General features: G+C 61.9%; 19 protein-coding genes. 4 read left to right on the forward strand and 15 right to left on the reverse strand.

Features of this window, described 5'->3' with window-relative positions; translation table 11 throughout:
- Nucleotides 1-2 precede the first annotated feature (2 nt).
- The gene (locus OCL88_RS12890; RefSeq protein ID WP_264962760.1) at nt 3-626 is read left to right on the forward strand and encodes an FMN-binding negative transcriptional regulator; all 624 of its coding nucleotides are present in this window, start codon (nt 3-5) and stop codon (nt 624-626) included.
- 57 nt (nt 627-683) lie between these two features.
- Here the strand turns inward: OCL88_RS12890 and OCL88_RS12895 are convergent, their stop codons facing one another.
- Nucleotides 684-1,199 carry a GNAT family N-acetyltransferase gene (locus OCL88_RS12895; protein ID WP_264962761.1) on the reverse strand — a complete coding sequence of 172 codons (516 nt, stop codon included), beginning with the start codon at nt 1,197-1,199 and terminating at the stop codon, nt 684-686.
- Complete coding sequence (locus OCL88_RS12900; protein WP_264962762.1) at nt 1,196-1,666, reverse strand: SRPBCC family protein; 471 nt, start codon at nt 1,664-1,666, stop codon at nt 1,196-1,198. The genes OCL88_RS12895 and OCL88_RS12900 overlap by 4 nt, the downstream gene beginning before the upstream one ends.
- A 137-nt stretch (nt 1,667-1,803) precedes the next feature.
- On the opposite strand from OCL88_RS12900, the gene OCL88_RS12905 reads away from it, so the two are divergent.
- A complete protein-coding gene (locus tag OCL88_RS12905; protein WP_264962763.1) occupies nt 1,804-2,853 on the forward strand; it encodes an FUSC family protein in 1,050 nt (349 codons plus the stop codon).
- Nucleotides 2,854-2,976: 123 nt separating this feature from the next.
- Here the strand turns inward: OCL88_RS12905 and OCL88_RS12910 are convergent, their stop codons facing one another.
- From OCL88_RS12910 to OCL88_RS12955, 10 genes are all read right to left on the reverse strand, one after another.
- Entirely contained in the window at nt 2,977-3,447 is a 471-nt protein-coding gene (locus tag OCL88_RS12910; protein ID WP_264962764.1) for a hypothetical protein, read from the reverse strand.
- Nucleotides 3,448-3,467: 20 nt separating this feature from the next.
- Nucleotides 3,468-3,902: a hypothetical protein gene (locus tag OCL88_RS12915; RefSeq protein ID WP_264962765.1), complete on the reverse strand. Its 435-nt coding sequence runs from the start codon at nt 3,900-3,902 to the stop codon at nt 3,468-3,470.
- A gap of 831 nt (nt 3,903-4,733) precedes the next feature.
- The gene (locus tag OCL88_RS12920) at nt 4,734-5,525 is read right to left on the reverse strand and encodes an SDR family NAD(P)-dependent oxidoreductase (RefSeq protein ID WP_264962766.1); all 792 of its coding nucleotides are present in this window, start codon (nt 5,523-5,525) and stop codon (nt 4,734-4,736) included.
- A gap of 127 nt (nt 5,526-5,652) precedes the next feature.
- Nucleotides 5,653-7,488, reverse strand: coding sequence for an IucA/IucC family protein (locus OCL88_RS12925; RefSeq protein ID WP_264962767.1), 1,836 nt, complete (start codon nt 7,486-7,488; stop codon nt 5,653-5,655).
- Nucleotides 7,485-8,075 (reverse strand): GNAT family N-acetyltransferase, encoded by a 591-nt coding sequence (locus OCL88_RS12930; protein ID WP_264962768.1) that lies wholly within the window; start codon nt 8,073-8,075, stop codon nt 7,485-7,487. Before OCL88_RS12930 ends, OCL88_RS12925 begins: the two co-directional genes overlap by 4 nt.
- Complete coding sequence (locus tag OCL88_RS12935; protein ID WP_264962769.1) at nt 8,072-9,406, reverse strand: lysine N(6)-hydroxylase/L-ornithine N(5)-oxygenase family protein; 1,335 nt, start codon at nt 9,404-9,406, stop codon at nt 8,072-8,074. Before OCL88_RS12935 ends, OCL88_RS12930 begins: the two co-directional genes overlap by 4 nt.
- A complete protein-coding gene (locus tag OCL88_RS12940; RefSeq protein WP_319951657.1) occupies nt 9,403-10,965 on the reverse strand; it encodes an aspartate aminotransferase family protein in 1,563 nt (520 codons plus the stop codon). Before OCL88_RS12940 ends, OCL88_RS12935 begins: the two co-directional genes overlap by 4 nt.
- A gap of 269 nt (nt 10,966-11,234) precedes the next feature.
- The gene (locus OCL88_RS12945) at nt 11,235-11,633 is read right to left on the reverse strand and encodes a hypothetical protein (protein ID WP_264962770.1); all 399 of its coding nucleotides are present in this window, start codon (nt 11,631-11,633) and stop codon (nt 11,235-11,237) included.
- A 17-nt stretch (nt 11,634-11,650) separates the two neighbouring features.
- Entirely contained in the window at nt 11,651-15,283 is a 3,633-nt protein-coding gene (locus OCL88_RS12950) for a DUF11 domain-containing protein (RefSeq protein ID WP_264962771.1), read from the reverse strand.
- A gap of 287 nt (nt 15,284-15,570) precedes the next feature.
- Entirely contained in the window at nt 15,571-17,184 is a 1,614-nt protein-coding gene (locus OCL88_RS12955) for a sigma-70 family RNA polymerase sigma factor (RefSeq protein ID WP_264962772.1), read from the reverse strand.
- 139 nt (nt 17,185-17,323) lie between these two features.
- On the opposite strand from OCL88_RS12955, the gene OCL88_RS12960 reads away from it, so the two are divergent.
- Nucleotides 17,324-17,926, forward strand: coding sequence for a hypothetical protein (locus OCL88_RS12960; protein ID WP_264962773.1), 603 nt, complete (start codon nt 17,324-17,326; stop codon nt 17,924-17,926).
- A 3-nt stretch (nt 17,927-17,929) separates the two neighbouring features.
- On the opposite strand, the gene OCL88_RS12965 is transcribed toward OCL88_RS12960, so the two are convergent.
- Nucleotides 17,930-18,286 (reverse strand): GNAT family N-acetyltransferase, encoded by a 357-nt coding sequence (locus tag OCL88_RS12965; RefSeq protein ID WP_021471272.1) that lies wholly within the window; start codon nt 18,284-18,286, stop codon nt 17,930-17,932.
- The gene (locus OCL88_RS12970; protein WP_264962774.1) at nt 18,283-19,623 is read right to left on the reverse strand and encodes an acyltransferase family protein; all 1,341 of its coding nucleotides are present in this window, start codon (nt 19,621-19,623) and stop codon (nt 18,283-18,285) included. Before OCL88_RS12970 ends, OCL88_RS12965 begins: the two co-directional genes overlap by 4 nt.
- 168 nt (nt 19,624-19,791) lie before the next feature.
- Here OCL88_RS12970 and OCL88_RS12975 point away from each other — a divergent pair, with 168 nt between their 5' ends.
- Complete coding sequence (locus OCL88_RS12975) at nt 19,792-20,211, forward strand: VOC family protein (RefSeq protein WP_264962775.1); 420 nt, start codon at nt 19,792-19,794, stop codon at nt 20,209-20,211.
- Between the two features lie 14 nt (nt 20,212-20,225).
- Here the strand turns inward: OCL88_RS12975 and OCL88_RS12980 are convergent, their stop codons facing one another.
- Nucleotides 20,226-20,618 carry a DUF1304 domain-containing protein gene (locus tag OCL88_RS12980; RefSeq protein WP_264962776.1) on the reverse strand — a complete coding sequence of 131 codons (393 nt, stop codon included), beginning with the start codon at nt 20,616-20,618 and terminating at the stop codon, nt 20,226-20,228.
- Between the last annotated feature and the right edge of the window lie 17 nt (nt 20,619-20,635).

Genomic DNA, 20,635 nt, shown 5'->3' on the forward strand with positions numbered 1-20,635 from the left:
CCATGTACACCCCCGCCCACTTCGCCGCATCCGAAGAGACCATCGAGGCACTGCTCCGCAACTCCGGGGCCGCCAACCTCGTGACCATGACACCGGACGGCCTGCTCGCCACGCTCCTGCCCTTCGTCTTTGACCCCTCCGTTGGGGACCACGGCGCCCTGCAAACCCACATGGCGCGCAACAATCCCCAATGGTCAACGCCTGCGACGGGTGAGGCGTTGATGATCCTTCAAGGTCCGGACGCCTACATTTCCCCCTCCTGGTACGCCTCCAAGGCCGAGCATGGACGGGTGGTTCCCACGTGGAACTACTCCACCGCGCACGTCTACGGCCGGCTGGTGATCCATGACGACGGCGACTGGCTGGGAAAGCACGTCCGGCAGCTTTCGGATCACCACGAGTCGGCGATGGCGCGTCCCTGGTCGGTGGACGAGGCACCGCAGCGCTTCATTGCCGGGCAGTTGAAGGCGATAGTCGGCGTCGAACTTGTGATGACGCGCGTGGAGGCGAAAGCGAAACTCAGCCAAAACCGGACGCCGGCTGATGTGGAAGGTGTCATCGCCGGACTCCGGTCGGTAGGCGACGCGGCCAGTGCAGCCGACGTTGAGCGGGCACGGAACTCATAGACCCGGCAATCAGACGTCCAGGAGTGGCCATGGCGCATTTGCCTGCGGTGGCGGAACCTACGCGGGCGGGACCACCGGGCGCCACATCGCCACCCGCGGCCAGCGCGTCAGTCCCAACTCCGCCTCATGCTCCATCAGGCGGGTGAGCTCCGGCCCCCGCAGCCCGGCGTCGAACATCTCGAAACCGAGGCGGCGATAGTACGGCGCGTTCCAGGGAACGTCCCGGAAGGTGCTGAGGGTCTGACGGTGCATGGCGTGGCCCCTCGCCCAAACCCGGGCGGCATGGAGCAGTTCCCGGCCGATGCCTTGGTGGGCCTGGTCCGGGTGAACACTCACCTGTTCCACATGGGCGTTTCCGTCCACCACGTCCACAAGGATGTAGGCCACGGGGTAGTCGAGGCCGTCGACGTAAACCCAGGCCCGTCCTGCAGAGACATACTCCTGCAACACGTCTAGGGGAAAGGGTTCGTCGTTGGCAATCTGGTCCATGCCCAGGGAACGGAAGGCCTCCCCCGCGGCGCGCTCAATGGTCTGCAGCTGCCCGAGGTCATCCGAATGCGCCAGCCGGATCATCGGCCCGGATCCGGTGTTGCAAGGGCCTGCGCCACAAGGAACTCGTTCCGCTCCCGGATCAGGTTCTCCATATAGCGCGCCAGGACAAGCTTCTCCACCAGCCGGCCCAGGGCACCGAACGGTGCGGCGAACTCAACGGTGTCCACCATCAGCGTGCCGCTGCCATCGGGCCGAAACTCATGGGTGTGCCGGAGGTACTTGAAGGGTCCGCGGACCTGCTGGTCCGTGAACGACGCCGGCGCCTCCATGTGGGTGATCCGGCTGGTCATGCGAAACCTGACGCCCAGATGCCATGCCTGCCAGGTCACGTGCTCGCCCTCCGAGATAAGCCCTGTGGTGGTGCCGGCGATTGCCCTCTCCCGGCTTTTGGTCATGGAGCCCACGTGGGCGTCGATGTTTCGGGACAAGTTGAACAGGTCCGCCGGTGGCATGGTGGAGCGGGTTCTGCAGACGAAAGCTACGGGCATATCTCGATCTTTCCAGATTCCTCTGACAGTCCTTACTACGCGTTGTGACCGGGCTTTTGGCAGCTCGCGCGGCAATCCTGATAATTTTCGGACGTGAGCCTTTAGCCCACAAGCCCTTGATGATTGGTGGTGTTCCCATGTCCGTGTTCATGACGCACGCCCGGGAACTTCACCGGATCGGTCCGGCGAACAACGACAGGCTATCGGCCGTACGCGTCGGGCTCAGCGTGGTTGTGCCTGGACTCTTCCTTATTGTCATCGGCCGCCCCGAACTCATGATGTATGCAGTCTTCGGCGCCTTGACCGGCATGTACGGACGCAATGAATCGCACCAACTTCGGCTCAGGCACCAAGCACAGGCGGCGCTGTTGCTGGTGGGCGGCCTGTCCATCGGCACCTTCCTGTCCGTCAACCATATTCATTCGTGGTGGCTCGTGCTCGTGGCTACGCTCTTCGCGGGTGCCGGCTCTTTCTTCTGTGATGCCGCGAAGCTAAGGCCCGTCGGACCGTTCTTCGGAATCCTCGCCCTGGGTGCCTGCGCGTCAGTACCCACCAGCGTTCCATTTACGACGGCGGTGCTCATCGGTGCTGCCTCGGCAGCGTTCTCGATCGTGGTTGGCTTTGCGGGGTGGTTGCGAACCCGCTCATGGGAACGGGGTGCGGTCCGGGACGTACCACTGTTGCGGGGGCCTCTACGGCAGTCAGCCCTGGTCCATGCGACGCGCTACGTCCTTGCAGTCAGCGCGGCCGGGGTTTGCGGCGTACTCAGTGGCAGCGGCCACCCGCACTGGGCCATGGCAGCAGCGGCCGTCCCGCTGGCCGGTGCCGATCTGCCAAGCCGCGTCCACCGAGGCATCCACAGGATCGTGGGGACGTTCCTCGGCTTGGGGGTGGTCGCCGTCGTGCTTTTCCCGAGTCCGGTGTCGCCGCTTCAGTACTTCCCAAGCCACGGCCCGGTGGTACTCGCGGTGATCGTGATGTTATGCCAGTTCCCCACCGAGCTGTTCATGGCCAGGCACTACGGCTGGGCCATGGTGTTCTTTACCCCCGTGGTCCTGCTGATCGCGCAGCTGGCGGCACCCATGGATCCGGGAGTGCTGGTGCTGGAGCGGGCCGTTGAGACGTTCGTGGGAGCGGTCATCGGTATTGCCGTTGCAGTGGTGGTGCAGCGGCATAGGTGGAGCTAATGCGTGTCTCGTAAAGCGGTCAGCCAGATGCTGATGGCTTGGAACACCCAAAAGAGCCGGCGCCACAGGGGCGCCGGGTCTTGCATAGATTCAGCAGCGACTCACTGAATGGCGGATCACCAGTTACTTCAACGTTCCTGTTGGTTGCCCGGTCGAGAATTCGAAAATTCCTATTTGCGTGATTCCGTCCAAGTCGTAGACCGGAACCGTGACAGGACCGTCGCCCCGTGATTCCTGCCATCGTAAAGCCTCTTGGGGAGACTTAAAGATGGACGGATCGCCGGAGGCGACTTTTCGTTCGGTGTTCTTTATGTAGCCGAGCTTTCCGTTGGTGGCATATGCCCGGATAAGGTCAGGCTCGGCGAGGCGGCCATCGATTTCCGTCGGAACACCGTAACTCAATCCAGACTCGTTGCGGTCAAACCCCGCATCACCATCGTGCACAAGAACCGGCGTTATCTCCTTCTCCGATGTAGTTGCTTGCACTTCAGCGGGTAGTGCCTGAGCGATGCCGATTCCGATTCCGCCGAGCAGCGCCGTGGTCAAGGCAACGGACAGTAGAGCCTTCCCGCCTTTGATCTTCTTTACGGTCATACCGCCTCCTGTTGAGTGATTCACGGGTTTTGAACCTTTCCGGGAATGGTGTTGTACCAGTTGTAGTAACCCCCGCTGTTCCATGCCCACGAATCTCCGCCGCTGTAGAAGTACCTGAAACCGCCACCAAAGTAGTAGTAAGCGCTGTACCCGTTGTATTCACCTGGGCACAGCGTCGCGTTCGTGTACCAAACAACGCTTTCCGCTCGCAAGGCAGCTGCCGTTCCCGTCGAACTGCTCTCGAATACCTTGCCCCGAATGGCTATGGAACCAGGTGATACACAGTACGTATCGGGTCCACTGCGGGTCTCTCCGGTTGCGGCTGACGTCGTAACATTCGTGTTCGCCTGGTTCCAATATGTGATGCCACTGACCGTATAGACACCCCTGTCACCCGGGGCATACCCCGCTTGAGCGGCGGCGGGCACCAGGGCCAGAGATGCAGCAAGGCTCATTCCTAGAAGTATCTTGGTGGTTCTTCGCACTTATTTCCCCCGAGTAGCGAGTAATAACAGAACTGAGTGAATCTCCAGAGTGGGCTCAATCTAACAAGACCACAGACATAATGAAAGCGAAATCCACAATATTCTGTATTTTCCGAGAAGCTTTCTCGAGTTTTAATATGACTGCCGATCACCTTTGGATAAGAATTGTCCAATAATGAACAATTGAAGCCCGAATTTGGCCCAATTCGGCCCGTTTGTGGCCCCACTTCACCAACCCAGGAAGTCCTAAAGGCCATCTGGTTCGCGGGAACGGTCAAGCTGGGAAGTGCTCCTGCGCATCGATTCGTGCCAGCATCCCCGAGCGGCAATGACGATCTGCGTCATGATCCAAGCCAAGAGATCACTTATGGGTAGCTCGCGGGTGCAATTCAGGTCGTTCATGACCCATTCAGGGTCCGAAGTGGGTGAACTACTGGCTTGAATGGGCACTGCTCCGGGTGATCTGCGATATCCACTCAAGCGCTGAAGGGACCGATATGACTGAAGCAAGGCCGCGGCCGACGGTGAAGAAACCGGCTTCCCGGTACAGGTTATATGTACCGGGAGCCGACGAGGCTGTGAATGCATGGATGGAACTGCAAGACAATCCTTCGCTGTCCATCCGGATGCTCGTGCGAGAGTGCATCCAACAACACGGATACGTCGATCTCGCAAATCGACCCATTTCGCAGGTGGACTTTCCTACGCCACAGGAACCCCTCAGCGCGCAGACGCAGCTTCGGGAACCGGGCCAAGGATGATCGGCCGGTACACAGTCTTGTTCTGAGAAGCTGATGCGAATCAGTTGAACTTGGTAAGCTTCGCCGGGCGTCTCGGCGGGCCTGCGGTCAGCTTCGCCGGGAGGACGCGCGCGAAGAAGGTGACCACCTTGTACCTCCGCGTCGGGATGGACACAGCTTTGCCTTTGGCGTTGTCCTCGAGGCCTTCACGAACCACCCGCTCGGCCTTCAGCCAGAGGAAACGCGGCGCCACGGACTTATCCATGCCCATCCGATCGTGGAACTCCGTGTGGGTGAACCCCGGGCAGACTGCGGTGACCCGTACGCCCGACTTTGCATAAGCGGTGTTCGCCCAGCGGCTGAACGTCACCTGCCAGGCTTTGGCCGCGGAATAGCTGCCCCGGTTGGCGAAGGCCGCCACGCTGGCCACGTTGATGATCCGGCCCTTGCCCCGCGCCAGCATGACCTCGAGGGCGGCGTGGCATAGCTCCATGGGAGTCTGGACGTGGAGGCGCAAGTGCCTCCGCTCTTCCTCAAGATCGTTGTCCTCGAACGACTTCAAGAGCCCGATCCCCGCGTTATTGACCAGCACGTCCACGGGCCTGCTTGCGTCCCGCAGGCGGTCCGCCACTGCAGAAACCCCGACGTCGGAGGTCAGGTCCGCCGGCAACACCTCCACCGAGATACTGAAGTCGCGCTCGAGTTCCTCGGCCTTGGCTTTGAGTCGCTCTTCATCGCGGGCAACCAGGACCAGATGGTGCCCGGCTTCGGCGAGCTGGCGGGCGAACTCCGCGCCCAGGCCGGCGGTGGCTCCGGTGACAAGGGCAGTGAGTTCGTTGGCTCGAGTGGTCATGGCCCTACCCTAACGCCCCGCAACTCCTCCGCCACCCCCACCGAGTTGACACTTAATGACAATGCTGGCGCGGCGGATTGTCATTAAGTGTCAACTCGGCGGCCAGGGTGAGGGGACGAAACGAGCGTCAGGCGAACTTAGCCAGAGGGTTGGCCAAACGTCCCGCCATTTGGAGGCCCCCGGAGGGATCGGAGATATCCAGCATGTGCTGGTTGTTCCGCAACTGCAGCCTGTTGAGGCAGGACAACTCGAAGTCCGGAGCGAAGAGGTCGTGCCTGGCGAACTGATCGGCGAGTTCGGGGTGGCGGGCCTGGTATTCCCGCAGCACCGATGCTGCTGTGCCCCAGAACTCGTCTTCGCGCATCGTTCCGTCCTCAACAAGAATCGCCGAGAGGAAACGGAAGATGCAGTCGAAGACGTCCGTGAAGATTGCCAACACCATTTCCTCAGCAGGGATCTCCGCCTTTACCCGGGAAGCCTCCTCGGGCAGTTCCAGCCGATCCCCCATGACCACGATTTCCTCTGCAATGTCCTTCATGATCGCCCGCACCGGTACGCCGTCCTCAAGGATCAGGATGACGTTTTCACCGTGGGGCATGAACGCGAGCTCGTAGTTGTAGAGGCAGTGCACCAGCGGCACGAGGTACGCATCGAAGTAGCGGCGCAACCATTGCGTGGGCTCCAGCCCGGAGCGCCCAATCAGCGACGAAACCATCGAGGTTCCGGAAGCATCGATATGCAGCAGGGAAGCCATGGTTGCCAACTGCTGGCCATCCTCAAGCAATAGCAGGGGACTCTCCCTCCACAGGGCAGACAGCATCTTCCTGTACGGCGACCCCTTGGCCGATGCAGCCTCGTAATAGTGGTTGTGGTAACCGATCGCCGCACTTTCCTTGATCATGGCCAGGCCCCGGTCCTGGAGCTCCTGGTCATTGTCGATCAGCTCCTGCAGCCAGTCGTTGATGGCCGGCGTGGCCTTCATGTACTGCGGCGACAACCCCCGCATGAAGCCCATATTCAGCACGGACATCGCCGTCTTCACGTAGGCCTTCTCCGGTGAGGTGGTGTTGAAGAACGTCCGGATGGACTGCTGGGCCTGGTAAGCATCCTCGCCGTAGCCAAGGTTCACAATGTGCCGCTGGGCGATTTCCGCTGCAAACGTAACGGTGAGTTTGTTTTCCCACTGCCAAGGGTGCACGGGCATGAGGAGGTACTCTTCCGGATCCAGACCGGAGGCGGAGAGTTCGGCGTTGAACCAGGCCAAGGTGGTGGGCCCTAATTCCGTTTCAAAGTGCGTCTTGTAGTCCAAACCGGCACTCGAAGTGAACACAGCCTTGGACCGATGGACCGCTATCCACTGCAGCCGGACGGCAGCTCCGGTCTCGGGTGCAAAAGCGTGGTAATCCTCAATACCGAAACCCAGTCGCCCGTTGTTGGCAACGAAGCACGGGTGGCCCTCGGTCATGCTGTGCTCGATTGCCTGGAAGTCGGCAGCAACATCGGTGCCACCCGTCACGCCCGTGGCAAGTTCAACGGAACCGAAGGGTTTGCCCTGCTTGTACGCATGGCCGGCCAGGGTGCTGCTGATCTCTTCCAAATAGACAGGCAGCATTTCCATCCTGATGCCGAGGGCTTCGTGGAACTCGGCAATGAAATCCAAGGCATCCAACGGCAGCTCCCCGCCATCCCGGAGCCGGGAAATGGAATCCGGGAGCACCGACCAGTGCTCCAGTTCCAAGACCCGGGCGCGGAAGCGGTACTCCACGGAACCGTCATCACTCACCACCTTGTAGAGACCAATTCCGTCCCCCTCTTCGCGGATGAGTTCGGGAACAAGGATGCGTTCATGCGAGAACTCTGCGAGCGCTTTGCGGACCAGGTGCCTGTTGGCAATGGCCCAACGCTCCGGCGTCAGGTGGGCTACGGGCGACTGTCCTGTTTCGGCCTCGGCTGTGCTTGTCACTGGGTTTCTCCTCCGGTCACCGCGGCGCGCGCGGCCAGAATCGGGGTCAGGGTGGCGAGGAAGTCCTCGCGGGTACAGAAGCTAAGGAGCCCCTGCTTGTGGTCCTCAGCAGGGTCCACGGCGGGAAGAGTCACCACGCCGTGCGGGCGGAAGCCCACCTTCTGGTTGAGGACATGGATCTTGTGGTTCCGGGCATCAGGCTCGACGACGACCCGCCGGGTTGCGGGATCATCGAACAGTTCCGCCATCACGGCTTGCATGACGGAGGTGGTGAAGCCAGGTCGGGGGCTCCCGCTAGGCGGCGCCACCAGCAGATGCATTCCCACGTCCCCGGGCTGTACTTCGTAGACATCCGCCAACGGCGACGCTTCCGGAAGGTACCGTTCCATCAAGAAGGCGGGGAGACCGCCGTCGAGCCCCAGGAAGGCCTGGTGATGGCCGGAGGCGGCGATGCCTGAGTACTCGTTGACAACATCCTGTTCCGTGCACCCGACCATGCCCCAGAACCTCGCGTATTCCTGGCTGACCCAGTTGTGGAGGACGGGTGCATCGGCTACAGGATCGACGGGACGGAAGGTGAATCTCATACAGGTGCTCCTACGGTTTCAGCCCGAACTGCGGCAGGTGCGCCAAACTGCTGGAAAGCGATGCTGCGCTCGATGGGGTAGATCTCCCGGCCCGTGATTTCACGCAGGATGCAGGAATTGCGGTACGCGGCCATGCCGAGGTCCGGGGTAACGAAGCCGTGGGTGTGGAGTTCCGCGTTCTGTACAAAGATTTCGCCGGGTTCGACGCCGGTCCCGTAGTTACGGTCGACGTCGAACCGCCCCTTGTGGTCACGGCGGATGCGGTCTTTGATGCCCGCCAGGAATGCCGGTTCCCTGTAGGCATAACCGGTGGCCAGCACCACGGCCTCGGACTCCAGCTGGTAGTCGCGTCCGTGTTCCTCGTGGCGGAGCTGGAGGGTGTGGGTCCCCTTGGCCGAATCCCATTCCGCAGCTGTCAATGAAGAATGCGTATGCAGCTGGGTATCGACGATCCCGGAGAGGCTCTTGGTGTACAGGAGGTCATAGATATCGTCGATCAGATCCGAGTTGATGCCCTTGTAGAGGTTCTTCTGGTTATTAATGAGGGAATCCCGCTGCTCGGACGGGAGCGAGTGGAAATAATCCACGTACTCCGGCGATGTCATTTCGAGCGTGAGCTTGGTGTACTCCAAGGGGAAGAAGCGGCCGGAGCGGGTCACCCAGTTCAACTGATACCCGTGGACGTCGATCTCCTGGAGCAGCTCGTAGTAGAGCTCCGCCGCGCTCTGGCCGCTTCCCACGATCGTAATGCTCCGTTTGGATTGCAGCTCACTCTTCCTCGACAGGTACTCGGCGTTGTGGAGGACGAGTCCCCCGCCGTCGACTATCCCTGCACAGGACGCAGGAATGTACGGCGAGGTACCCGTGCCGAGGACCAGCCGCCGGGCGCGAAGCACCTCAGCGCCATCCGGGCCCTCCACCGAGAGCCGGTACACGCCGTCGTCGTAGGCCACGTCCAGCACATCCGTGCTAAAACGGACGGAATCGAGCTGGCCGGCTACCCACTGGCAGTACTGGTTGTACTCGGCGCGGAGCGGGTAAAAGTTCTCCCTGATATAGAAGCGGTACAGGCGTCCGGTCTGCTTCAGGAAGTTCAGGAATGAATACGGCGACGTCGGATCGGCCAAAGTTACGAGGTCGGCCATGAAGGGGACCTGCAGGTGTGCAGGCTCGAGCATCATGCCTGGATGCCAGTCGAACGAGTCCCGACGCTCAAGGAACACGCAGTCCAGGTCCGCCACGGGCTCACTCAGCGCGGCCAGACCCAGGTTGAAGGGCCCGACGCCGATTCCCGCGACGTCGTAGATCCTGCCTTTGTCCGGGGTGCTCATGCAGCGGCCTCCGTAGTGTTTGCGAGCAGGCCGGCGCCCGTCCGGCGGATGAGTTCGATGATTTCCTGGATATCCCCCAGGGATGCTTCAGCATTGAGCAGGGTGAATTTGAGGTAGTGACGCCCTGCCACCTTGGTGCCGGCCACTACGGCTTCACCCGACGCGAAGATTGCTGCGCGGATGGCCGGATTGAGGATGTCCGCGGCATCGTCGCTCAGGGCGACTCCATCCACGGACGGGCGGAAGCGGAACACCAGGGTGCTGAGCTGCGGCGCGGCAGCCAGTTCGAATTCTGCGTCCTCAGCCAGCAGTGTGCCCACGCGGCCAGCGAGCTCGATCGCCTCGTCGAACAGCACGCCGATAGCGTCCGCCCCCATGATCCGGAGTGTCAGCCAAAGCTTCAACGCATCGAAGCGGCGGGTGGTTTGAATGCTCTTGTCCACCTGGTTGGGGATTTCAGCTTTGGCGGCGCTCTCCGGGTTCAGGTAGTCGGCGTAGTAAGTGACATGACCGAGCATTGAACCGTGGCGGACCAGTACGGCACTGGAACTGACCGGCTGGAAGAACGTTTTGTGGAAATCGACGGTAACGGAGTCGGCCAAGTGTATGCCGTCAAGAAGATGCCGGTACCTGCCGGAGACCAGCAATCCTCCGCCGTAGGCTGCGTCGACGTGGAGCCACGAATCGTAGGCCCGGACGAGCGCCGACACCTCGGCAAGCGGATCCACCGAACCGAAGTCGGTGGTCCCCGCAGTGGCCACAACCGCCATGGGCACCAGCCCGGCGTCGTGCGCTTCCGCCAGGGCTGCCGCCAGCGCAGCTGGATCCATACGGTGGTCTTCGGAGGTGGGAACCGCGATCACCGCGTCGAACCCCAGGCCGAGCATGGAAGCCGACTTCTGGATGCTGAAGTGACTGTCCGCGGAAGTGAAGATACGGAGGCGATCCAGCAGGTGCGGCAGGCGCACTTCGGGGCTGGTCGCACGGAGCTTGGCCACCGCATGGTTGCGCGCGATCAACAGCGCCTGGAAATTGGACTGGCTTCCACCGGAGGTAAAGACGCCGTCGGCTTCTGCGGAAAAACCAATCCGCGCAGCAGTCCAATCGATGAGGCGGCGTTCGATCATGGTGGCCCCGGCACTCTGGTCCCAGGTATCCATGGACGAGTTCACGGCGGAAAGGACCGCTTCGCCCACAAGTGCCGGAATCACCACAGGGCAATTCAGGTGGGCCGCGTAACGGGCGTCGTGGAAGTAGATGGCGTCCTTGAGGTATAGATCGTCGAGCTCGTCGAGGGCTGCAGCCGTATCCGGCAGGGGACGGTTCAGGTCCACGGCTTCAACTTTCGCCTTCAGTGCTGAAGGTGCGACGCCGGTAAACGGCCGGGCGGTTCTCTGCACTTTTGTGGAAACAGCGTTGACGCCCTGGAGAACCTGCGCGACATAATTGGGCGAATTTCGCGCATTGAACAGCTGGTTGGTGGCAGCGAGAGCCAGCTCCACTTTGGAGCCGAAATCCTGCTCCTGAGCTATCCGCTCCTCGACAGTTGGTGACGTCACGTCAGCTTCCTTCCGTTGCATTATTTAGCATAGGCAAACCTTACTTAGGTTTACCTTAACGTCAAACTCTTGTGACCTAATTGCTTTCGGAAGTATGGGTCCCTGAGGGATAGCCCGTCATTGACTTTCGTTAACGGAAATTTCGCGGCACAATATCGCCCTCAAGGGGCCGGAGCGCAAGAAAAGCGGCTGCCCGGATGGTGATCCAGGCAGCCGCTTCCAGCGCTGCACAGGCCCCACTGCAAGAGCCTGCGCTTTTGAGCAACGCGCTACAGCACGCTGGCTCCGAGGACGCACTTGGCCTCTGTCCCTGGCTTGGTGATTTCAGCTTCAACCGACCAATCCAAAGCCTTTCCTGGCTTAGCACCCTTGAACAATCGCTCGCCGCGTGCCAGTACTGCCGAGGTTGCCGGGTCCACCCAACTCACCGAGACCTTGACGGTGCCCTTGATACCGTCCGGCGGAGTCACTATCCCCTTGGCTGTCACTTTGCCGGTGGCGGTATCACAGGAGGTCATCTTGGCGGCTTCGATGATCCCGGTGCCCGGGTTCGCCGGCTTTGCCTCACCAGTAGTGGCCGCTTGCGTTGTAGTGTTCGACGGCGACTGGCCGCCGCTTCCAGACGACGAACAGCCGGCAAGCACTGCTGACATGAGTAGCGCTGTCATGCACGCGACTGACTTCTTCATGGACGTGCTGCCTGCTTCTTACGGCGTCCCACAAGGAACAGGACCAGGCCAGCGCCAACTATCAGAACACTGATGGGTAGCACGGTGAGGACAACACCTGTGAAGGCCAGCGGTTCTTCAGCTCGGTCCGGACCCGTCGCCTCTGTCGTCGGGAAGTTGATCACAACGTTTGCCGGCGGTGTTGACACCAGACTTCCCGTTGTCGAACCTGCCGACGCCGTGGCCGTATTGAACACTTGGCCGGCATTAATGTCCGCCTGGGTGATCGCATAAGTCGCCTTGGCAGTGACCGTCTCACCCGGGTTCAGCACGCCGGGAGCTCCAGGCCAGCGGTGATCCAGCGCGGACAAACCGGGCATCGCGTCCCTGATGGCGACGTCCGTCAGGACAACGTTGCCGGTGTTCTTCGCCGTGAAGTTGAAGGTGATAATGTCACCGACCTTCGCGGGATCTCCGATGGCGGAACCGTCAGCGGTCTTGAAGAACGCAAAACCCGCGTCCGGAGACAACGGAGTGTCGGTGCCGGCAGGTGGCGGTGCAACTACGGGACCCGTAGGTGGCGTTCCCGTGGTGGTCGCCAGGTTGGCGACGTGACCGGCATCGATATCCCCCTGCGTGACCGTGTACGTTGCCTCTGCCGTGACCGACTCGCCCGGGAGCAACTCCCCCGGGGTGCCCGGCCAGACGTAGGTCAGAGCCGACAATCCTTCCATCTGGTCATCGATCGACACTTTGGTCAGCTTCACGTTGCCGTTGTTCTTGGCCGTGAACCGGTAGACGATGTGATCGCCCACGCGGGACGGTCCATCAGATGCTGCGGCCGTGGTTGTCTTGCTGAATTCCATCGCCGGGGCAGAGGTCAACGGGGTATCCGTTACTCCCGGAGGAGGCGCCACCGGAGGACCTGCGGGCGGAGCACCAGTGATCGTGGCCGAGTTGACCACGTGGCCAGCGTCGATGTCCGCTTGGGTGATCGCGTATGTGGCCTTCGCCGTGACCGACTCGCCCGGGAACAACTCCCCCGGGTTGCCCGGCCAGCTGAAAACCAACGGGGACAACCCAGCCATCGGATCATCGATCGTCACATCAGTCAGCTTCACGTTGCCGGTGTTCTTCGCCGCAAACGAGTACGTGATGACGTCACCGACCTTGGCCGGATCCTGAACGCTGCTCGAATCAGCCGTCTTCGTAAATTGCAACCCCGGCGCCGGGGTCAACGGAGTGTCCGTTGTACCAGGAGGCGGCGTCACAGCGGGACCTGCCGGCGGAGTACCGGTGATCGTGGCCGAGTTGACCACGTGGCCCGCGTCAATATCCGCTTGCGTGATTGGGTACGTTGCCTTTGCCGTGACCGACTCGCCCGGCAACAGCTCACCGGGAGTTCCCGGCCAGCTGTAAACCAACGGCGAAAGACCCGCCAGGGGATCGTCGATCGACACGTTAGTCAGCTTCACGTTGCCCATGTTCCTTGCGGTGAACGTGTACGTGATGACGTCACCAACAACGGCCGGGTTGTGGATCGCCGAAGTATCCGCCATCTTGCTGAACTGCATCGCCGGAGCCTTGGTCAAGGGAGTATCCGTACCCGACGGCGGCGTCGTTAACGGGGGCCCGGTAGGAGGATTACCAGTAGCTACCGCTGAGTTGGCAACGTGACCGGCGTCGACGTCGGCCTGCGTGATCGCATACGTTGCCATCGCCGTGACAGTCTCACCCGGAAGCAGCATTCCAGGAGTTCCAGGCCAGGTGTAAACCAACGGCGAAAGGCCCTCCAGGGGGTCGTCAATGACTACGCCCGATAGCGCGACGTTACCGTTGTTCGCGGCCGTGAACGTGTAGGTAATCACGTCACCAATCTGCGCTGGGGACTGTATTCCCGATGCATTGGCCATCTTGGTAAACGTCAACTGAGGGGCCTGAACGGCTGTGTTGGTCAGCACACACCTGATATCCGCGCCGGCCACCGGAACCAACTCCAACGAACCACCGAAGGCTGCCCGGTGAGGCAGGCCTGTCTGCAAACCGTTGGCATCCGTGCAACTAATGGCCTTGGCGTATCCCGACAGGTTGGGGCCCGACTCGGTGAGATAGTACGTGCTACCGGCGTTGGCCACATACTGACCCGTAACCCCGGTACCAGCCGAGACGGCAGCGCCCGAGCCGGTGGTGGTTGAGTTAGCTGTGTTACTGACCACCGTTCCCGTGGCGGAGCCCTCACGGATTTCAACCGTGAACTGGTCGGCGGCTGCCGTTCGTTCAGCGCCCAGTGCTTTGCTCAGTGCCAGGCGGGGAGCGCGGACCACCAGACTGGCGTCCGCCGGCGGGTTCAGGTTGGTCGCGATGCTGGCAGGACCGTTGACGTACGTGCCTTCGGCTGTGGCGGTGACATCCACGGTGATAGTGCAGGACACCATTCGGGAGGCCAGATCTCCGCCGGTCACCGTTATGACGTTGCCGCCGGGATTGGCTGTCTTCACGAACGGGTCGGTTCCCAACGCCTGGACACATGTCCCGCCGAGGTTCGGCACATCGGCCACGACGACGCCGGCAGGGAGTGTGTCCGTGATGGTCCAGTCGCTCTTGGCGTTGAGTTCATCGGTGTTGGTGACTGTCAGGGTGAGGGTTGATGTCCCGCCCGGACCGATCAGGCCCGGGGTAAAGGACTTATCCAACTGCGGCGTGACATCAACCAAGCGCACGTTGTCAAAGGCGCCGTCGTTGCCGTCGGTGGTTCCATTCGTGTTCCACATCTCCAGGCCCAGAGACTCGGTGGTCGCCTGGAAGGCAACGTCGGAGGTCATGGAATTAATGCGGACCAACTTGTTCACAGTGCCGAAGATGCCGCCGACGTTGCTGGTTACTTGTTGCTCGGATGAGGTGACGTTGGGATCCGTAGTCGATTGGCAGCCGTTGAGGGGAGCACCGATTGGCGTCACGTTTCCGAGTGCATCGCTCCGTGCGAATTGATAGGAGGGTTCCCCCGCCGGCAAACCACAGTTCATGTACGCCGTATCCACACCGAACGTGTAGTAGTGACCGGGAGTCACTGCGATAGGCGCCGCTGTTTTGAACATGAGGCCGTCGGTGGGACCCGTGGGGAGGGTATCGCACGTGCCACCCGATGTGCTGGTGGACCGGCACTCGGTGTACGAGCTGTTTACATGGTTTGTGGAGGGCGAGCCGGGCGTGAATTCCTGGCCCATGGCCAGCGCCAGCATGCGCAGGAACTGGTAGCTGCGAACACCGCTGGAATCGGCACAACGGTTGTTCGTGGCTGTACCGGCGCTTCCGGAGACGGCCCAGGCGGGTGTGGTGGTGTTGTCATGGCTCAGGATGACGCCGTTGCATCGAATCCCGTTGATCCATTGAGGCGACCCCGTGTACGTCTGTCCTGAGGCCCCGGTGTATGCGGTTGATCCGGAAGCGGAATAGGACTGGGCTCCAAGCGCGGTGTCATCCGTCCCATTTTCGAAGTCCTCGTTGAAGACAACGGTGCCGGATTGTGCGACACCCGGCGCCCCCGGGGTTGTTGCCAAGGCCGATGACGCTAATGCACCACCCAGCCCCATCGAAAAGACAGCTGTGGCGAGCACACTCGCCAGCAGCTTCATGGGTAAGGAATGTCTCATGGGCTCGCTTACTTCTCCCGGCCATGAGAAGTCCTCTCCGCTGGGTCGGAGCGGACTTCACGGCTCCGGCACCGCGGTGGTTGCACACCACCTAACAGGCGCCGGTTTCGGGAGACTCGTGTCGCCGAAAGCTGCGGCATACTTCAGCAGTAGAGACCGACAGTCGGCTCACCACTTGTCTGTGGGCGCAAGACAGCTTTCGTGTCGCGAATTTCGAAGTTTTTTAGTTAATTCAGCCAACCCACGAGGTGATGACATGCCTGGCGGCTGGATTCGCGAGGCGCTGGCTAATGAAAGGCGTTGCTGAATGTCTTTGTGACGATGCCCTGGCCGCCGAACTGGTAATGCAGGGTGCCCCGGTCCGCGGCTACCGGCATTGCGACCACAAGTTTGAAATCCAGGCCGTGAGGATCAAGAGCAGGAGTTGTGCACCGGACCTGACGGCTGCTTTCCGCCGCGCTGGAACATGTCCACCCCGCGGGGCTGGTGGTCTTGCCGGCAACAAACGTGGCTTGGTCCGGCAGGCTGAAGATTGCCTCGGCGGATTCCGCAGCCCCGTTGTCCATCAACGAGAACACGAGGTTCAGTTCCCTTTCCGTGGGATTGGAACCGCGAACCGCGGTGAAAGTCGCGTCAACGGTTCGGGCAGGCGGGACGGAGGCTGCGTTCGATGGTGCGGGCCTCGACGTCGAAAGAACAACCGGTGAGTCCACAACCGATGCCGCCCTTGGAGCAGCGGATGCAATCGGGACCACGACGACGGCGGGTCGCGGAGCCGGGGACGCCGCGGGTTCCGTCGGGACCGCCGCAGGAGGGTCCGACGTCGGGCTGGCAGCCGGCGGTTCGGCGCGGCCGGAAGGCGTTGCGGAAGGCTCGACGACCGCAGGCGGTGCTTCTGTCGCGGAGTCAGGCGCGGCCGTCGTCTCGGAACCGGTGGGGACCAGCGCAGCAGCCAGCCCGGCAATAGCGAGGGCTCCCGCCACCACTGCGGCGGTGATCTTTCCCGGGCTCCCGGACCTCCGGGCATCACTGGAAGCCGCTGCGATGGACGCCCCTCCGGGAAGGGGTGCTGTCCCCGACAAGTAGGCCGCCACGACGTCGGGAGTGAAGGCAACACCCGTGAGCAGCGGGAACAGGAGCGTGCGCATGCCGCTTTGAATGTCGTTGAGTTCCACGAGCAAGGCGGTGCATTTGGCACAGCCGGCCAAGTGCGCGTCCACCTTTTCGCGGGTAGTGCGCTTCAGGGCGTTCCGCGCATACTTCCCCAACTGGCTGGAGAACTCTGCGCACCCGTCGTCGGGTGACCCGCCGATGTGGAACTGAAGGTACGCCTGCCGCAGGCCCTCCCGCGCCCTGAGGGCAAGGGACGACACGCCGTTCGGGCTCAACCCGATGAAAGGAGCCGCAGCCGCCGGTTTCAAGCCTTCAATGTCAACGTGCCACAGGACTGCCTGCCAGCGCTCGGGCAATGACCTGAACGCCTTGGCCATGACTGCTGACTCGAATTCGTTGATGATGCGGTCTTCATCTATAACGACGGAGTCCAGAACGCCGTTGTCACCCGCAACCGGCACTCGGCGCGACTTGCGGTTCCGGTCGTGGGCTGTGCGCCGAACGACGGTGAGCAGATAGGAGCGGAAGTACTCTTTGGGGCCTTTGCCCTCAGTCAGCGACTGGTAAATGGAAGCGAAGGCCTCTGCCACGACGTCGTCCGCATCGCTGAAATTGTCAGCCTGCGTCCGCGCGACATAGAGGGCTGCGTTCAAGTGGCGTCGGTACAGGACATCGAAGGCTTCCTGGCTGCCTTCCCGCACCAGGGCGATCGCCTGGGGGTCGGTGTAATCATCCAACGCCAAGGTCGGGGCACCACCGTTGGCCCCGACCTCCGATACTTGATCCACAAACAATAGTGTTACATCAGATTGCGGGCTACTTGAAACCAGATGCGTAACCGGATAATGCACTCGCGTCATCTGCGTCACGATTCGCCTCTAAGGCCCACTAAGGGGAATATCACGCCCCCCAGTGGATCGAGGATCAATGGATCTCCGCGGTAACCGCCACACGCTGAAGCTCGTCCGCGCCCTGAATCAAGGCACGCCGGGACGGCCGGAAAAGGTTGCGAGAGGCCTGCCCGGACGGCGTTCCGGAGCCTTGATCCGCAAGAAGCATGCAGGCCGGGTGGCGCTCCTTTACAGGGCTGACAGGGCGCACGCCGTCCCGGGCGATACGGTCATCTTCACCGCATGGGTCACCAACGACTCACGCAGCCACCTCAGGCAAGTGCGCCTCATTCCGCGATCTTTCACCAACGAGGGCATGGACTCGCTCAACTACACCTCCAACCCCGGATCCGAGGAGCTGGAGGTACCAAGCCTGGAGCCGGGCCAGACCATGATGAGGACTTTCTCGTACAGGGTCACTGATGCGGACCACCTCCACGGAGGCAGCCTGATCAGTGCGATGCAGGTGCAAGCTACGTGCCGCGGCGAAATTATCGCCGACGAACACGACGCGATCGTTTCGCTCAACGGAGCGCCTACGGGATGGATGTCCGGTCCAGCGCGCCCGGAGGTGGCCTATCGCCCTGCCAGCCGCGGTTCTTCCCTAAAGCCCCGCCGACGTCACGGGCGGTTGGGTTAGGGCCTACTCGTTGTCCGGTTCCCCCACCGGCTTCTCCGCCGGCCAGTCGACGTCCAGCTCGTAACCCTCGTGCTTCTGCAGGTAGGCAGCGATATACGGGCAGTGGGGAATGATGCGCTTTCCGGAGGCCACCACGTCGTCCAGCGCAAAGTGCGCCAGAACCTTGGCCAGCCCTTGGCCCTTGAACTGGGGTTTGGTCTCCGTGTGCGTGAAATCGATGTGACCGGGCCGGTTGATGAACTGGGCAATCACTGCCAGTTCACCGTCGACACGCAGCTCGTAGCGGTGGAATTGGTCGTTGCGCACTGTGGTCACGCCAGCGCGGAACGAGTCTGCCAAGGAGTCGGTTTGCTCGGTCATGATTCGAGATTGGCACGTAAACCTTGCTCTGGCAATGCGGAGAGTTGGTGGTTCCGCTCGCCGGAAGCTTCCACCGAAGCCGGCGGCAGCACCGGCGTCGGGACCCTGCCAAGCAGCAGGACCGCGAGCGCGAAGCAGGCAGCTCCGCCACCCAGCAGCGCCAGCGTCAGGCCGTTGAAGGCGGCGTCAGCGACGGGAACAAAAACTACGACGGCGGCAGTTACCACTGCGATTCTGGAGGGGCCCCGGGCGTGGCTGGCCGCCGTCGGACGGTCCTCGAGGCGTCCAAGAAGCACGACGGTAGGTAGCAGGAGGCCCACGACCGCGCAGAAGACGGGGATCCGTGCCCACCACCATTCGGCAGTGCCGGCTGAAGGCTTTGGGAAGTCGGTCAGCAACAGGAGCGCGGACATGCCCACAAGGAGGGGAAGATGCCAGAGGTAGACCGTCATGGAACGGCGCCCGGCAACAGCAATGACCCGCCGCACCCAGCGGACGGAGCCGAGCCAGCGCACTCCGGGCCGGAGCAGCTGAAGCGTTGCCGCCTGGGATACGCCCAGGAGCAGCAGGCACAGGTTGGGCGGGTTGATGTTCACCACCATGTTGCCTGGGTAGAGGCCCACCCCGGTGACAAGCCCGAGCAGGAGGTTGCTGAAGACCGCCATCCCGAGCAACCACGGACGGCTGCGATGCTCAAAATAGCCGTCCACCACGAAGAAACCCAGTTGCTGCACCGCGCACCAGACGAAAATCAGGTTGGTGAAGGCCAGCAAGGGGATGGCGCCCCTCAAGGAATCGACGGCGATGATCAGGGCAACGAGCACCCCGAAGGTCGCCAGCGGGTGCCGATCATGCAGACGGGCCAGCAGCGGGATGCTGAGCTGCGCGGTCAGGAACGCCGCAAGGAACCAGAGCGGCATTGCGGCGCCTGTAGTCATCAGCTGGATCACTTGCGGATGGACGCCCAGCAGTAGCGCCGCCCACAGCCCCGCCCACATCAGGGCGAGCAAAGCCATGGCGGGCCGGACCAACCGCAGGAGCCGGAGCTGTGCAAAGTCGAAGCCTGTGCCACCCCGCGCTTTCAAGCGCCGCCATGACTGCAGTCCCGTGACGCCGCCCAGGACGAAGAACAGAGGAACAATCATCAGTAGCCACACCACCGGCGTGAACCACGCTTGCTCCATGAGAGTGTTCTCAGTGGTGACTGTTCCATCCTGGTGCAGTACCGGACTGACCATCATGCAATGGGCCACTACCACCAAGAGCAAGCAGACAAAGCGCACAAGGTCGATTGCCGGGTCGCGCTGCGCCGGTTGACTCTGCCTTGCCCTTTCCATGGCTCTCCCTAGGATGCACGCTTTCTGGTGCTACACCATTGTCCGCCCGAGCGGTTGGTGGGACCAGAGTCCTGGGGCTGCCGTTGTGGAGGGACGGCTCATGATCCTTGTCCACAAAACGTGGACCAAGTCTGGACGGAGCCACCTGCAACCGGCAGGATCAAAGCCATGACAACTTCCATCTTTGTGAACCTGCCTGTCAGCGACCTCGAGGCGTCCAAGGCCTTCTACACCGCACTCGGATACACCATCAACCCGAACTTCACGGATGAAACCGCAGCCTGCGTGGTTTTCAGCGACACGATCTACACCATGCTCCTGACGCACGACAAGTTCTCCCAGTTCACCAAGCAACCCATCGCCGACACTCACAACTCGACGGCGGCCATCGTTGCGCTCTCGGCCGACACCCGTGAAGCTGTGGATGCGCTTGCCACCAAAGCATTGGAAGCGGGCGGTACGGAAACCTACGACGCCCAGGACCTCGGGTTCATGTACAGCCGCGCTTTCCGGGACCTCGACGGCCACCACTGGGAAGTCTTTTGGATGGACCAAGCCGCAGCCCAGGATGGTCCGCCCGCTTCCTAGCGGCAAGGACTTCTCTACGGCAGCAGGAGTGCCACAATCCCCAGCACGACGGCGAGCAGCGGGGTTGTGCCTTGAAGCACCGCGGCGCGGAGGTACTTCCGCCCGCTGGCCGCGAGGACAAGGGCCGCCAGCAGCATGGATCCGCACGAGCTGAACACGAGGGTCCAGCCAACCTGCGGAGCCCCGGCCCAGATGGCAACAATGCCTGCCAAAGCCCCGATTGCGAGGAACAGGTTGTAGAAGCCCTGGTTGTACGCGAGCGGTTTGGTGATTTCGGCGTCCGCCTGCGATGTGAGGCTGAAGCGTTTCCACGTGGCCGGCTTGGTCCAGGTGATGGACTCCATGGTGAAGATGTAGACGTGCAACAACGCTGCTACCAGGGCAAAAATCAGGGAGGCCAGGATCATGAGTTGATCCTAGCCTC

Origin of the sequence: Paenarthrobacter sp. PAE-2, assembly GCF_026013155.1 — a bacterium.
Classification (GTDB): Bacteria; Actinomycetota; Actinomycetes; order Actinomycetales; family Micrococcaceae; genus Arthrobacter; species Arthrobacter ureafaciens.

What these genes read in the sequence shown, in the direction of transcription:
- OCL88_RS12935 (WP_264962769.1), bottom strand. Translation starts at nt 9,406, where the DNA reads ATGAGCACCCCGGACAAAGGCAGGATCTACGACGTCGCGGGAATCGGC.
- OCL88_RS12970 (WP_264962774.1), bottom strand. Translation starts at nt 19,623, where the DNA reads ATGGAAAGGGCAAGGCAGAGTCAACCGGCGCAGCGCGACCCGGCAATC.
- OCL88_RS12890 (WP_264962760.1), top strand. Translation starts at nt 3, where the DNA reads ATGTACACCCCCGCCCACTTCGCCGCATCCGAAGAGACCATCGAGGCA.
- OCL88_RS12945 (WP_264962770.1), bottom strand. Translation starts at nt 11,633, where the DNA reads ATGACAGCGCTACTCATGTCAGCAGTGCTTGCCGGCTGTTCGTCGTCT.
- OCL88_RS12920 (WP_264962766.1), bottom strand. Translation starts at nt 5,525, where the DNA reads ATGACCACTCGAGCCAACGAACTCACTGCCCTTGTCACCGGAGCCACC.
- OCL88_RS12975 (WP_264962775.1), top strand. Translation starts at nt 19,792, where the DNA reads ATGACAACTTCCATCTTTGTGAACCTGCCTGTCAGCGACCTCGAGGCG.
- OCL88_RS12960 (WP_264962773.1), top strand. Translation starts at nt 17,324, where the DNA reads ATGGATCTCCGCGGTAACCGCCACACGCTGAAGCTCGTCCGCGCCCTG.
- OCL88_RS12905 (WP_264962763.1), top strand. Translation starts at nt 1,804, where the DNA reads ATGTCCGTGTTCATGACGCACGCCCGGGAACTTCACCGGATCGGTCCG.
- OCL88_RS12895 (WP_264962761.1), bottom strand. Translation starts at nt 1,199, where the DNA reads ATGATCCGGCTGGCGCATTCGGATGACCTCGGGCAGCTGCAGACCATT.
- OCL88_RS12915 (WP_264962765.1), bottom strand. Translation starts at nt 3,902, where the DNA reads ATGAGCCTTGCTGCATCTCTGGCCCTGGTGCCCGCCGCCGCTCAAGCG.
- OCL88_RS12950 (WP_264962771.1), bottom strand. Translation starts at nt 15,283, where the DNA reads ATGAGACATTCCTTACCCATGAAGCTGCTGGCGAGTGTGCTCGCCACA.
- OCL88_RS12930 (WP_264962768.1), bottom strand. Translation starts at nt 8,075, where the DNA reads ATGAGATTCACCTTCCGTCCCGTCGATCCTGTAGCCGATGCACCCGTC.
- OCL88_RS12910 (WP_264962764.1), bottom strand. Translation starts at nt 3,447, where the DNA reads ATGACCGTAAAGAAGATCAAAGGCGGGAAGGCTCTACTGTCCGTTGCC.
- OCL88_RS12965 (WP_021471272.1), bottom strand. Translation starts at nt 18,286, where the DNA reads ATGACCGAGCAAACCGACTCCTTGGCAGACTCGTTCCGCGCTGGCGTG.
- OCL88_RS12980 (WP_264962776.1), bottom strand. Translation starts at nt 20,618, where the DNA reads ATGATCCTGGCCTCCCTGATTTTTGCCCTGGTAGCAGCGTTGTTGCAC.
- OCL88_RS12900 (WP_264962762.1), bottom strand. Translation starts at nt 1,666, where the DNA reads ATGCCCGTAGCTTTCGTCTGCAGAACCCGCTCCACCATGCCACCGGCG.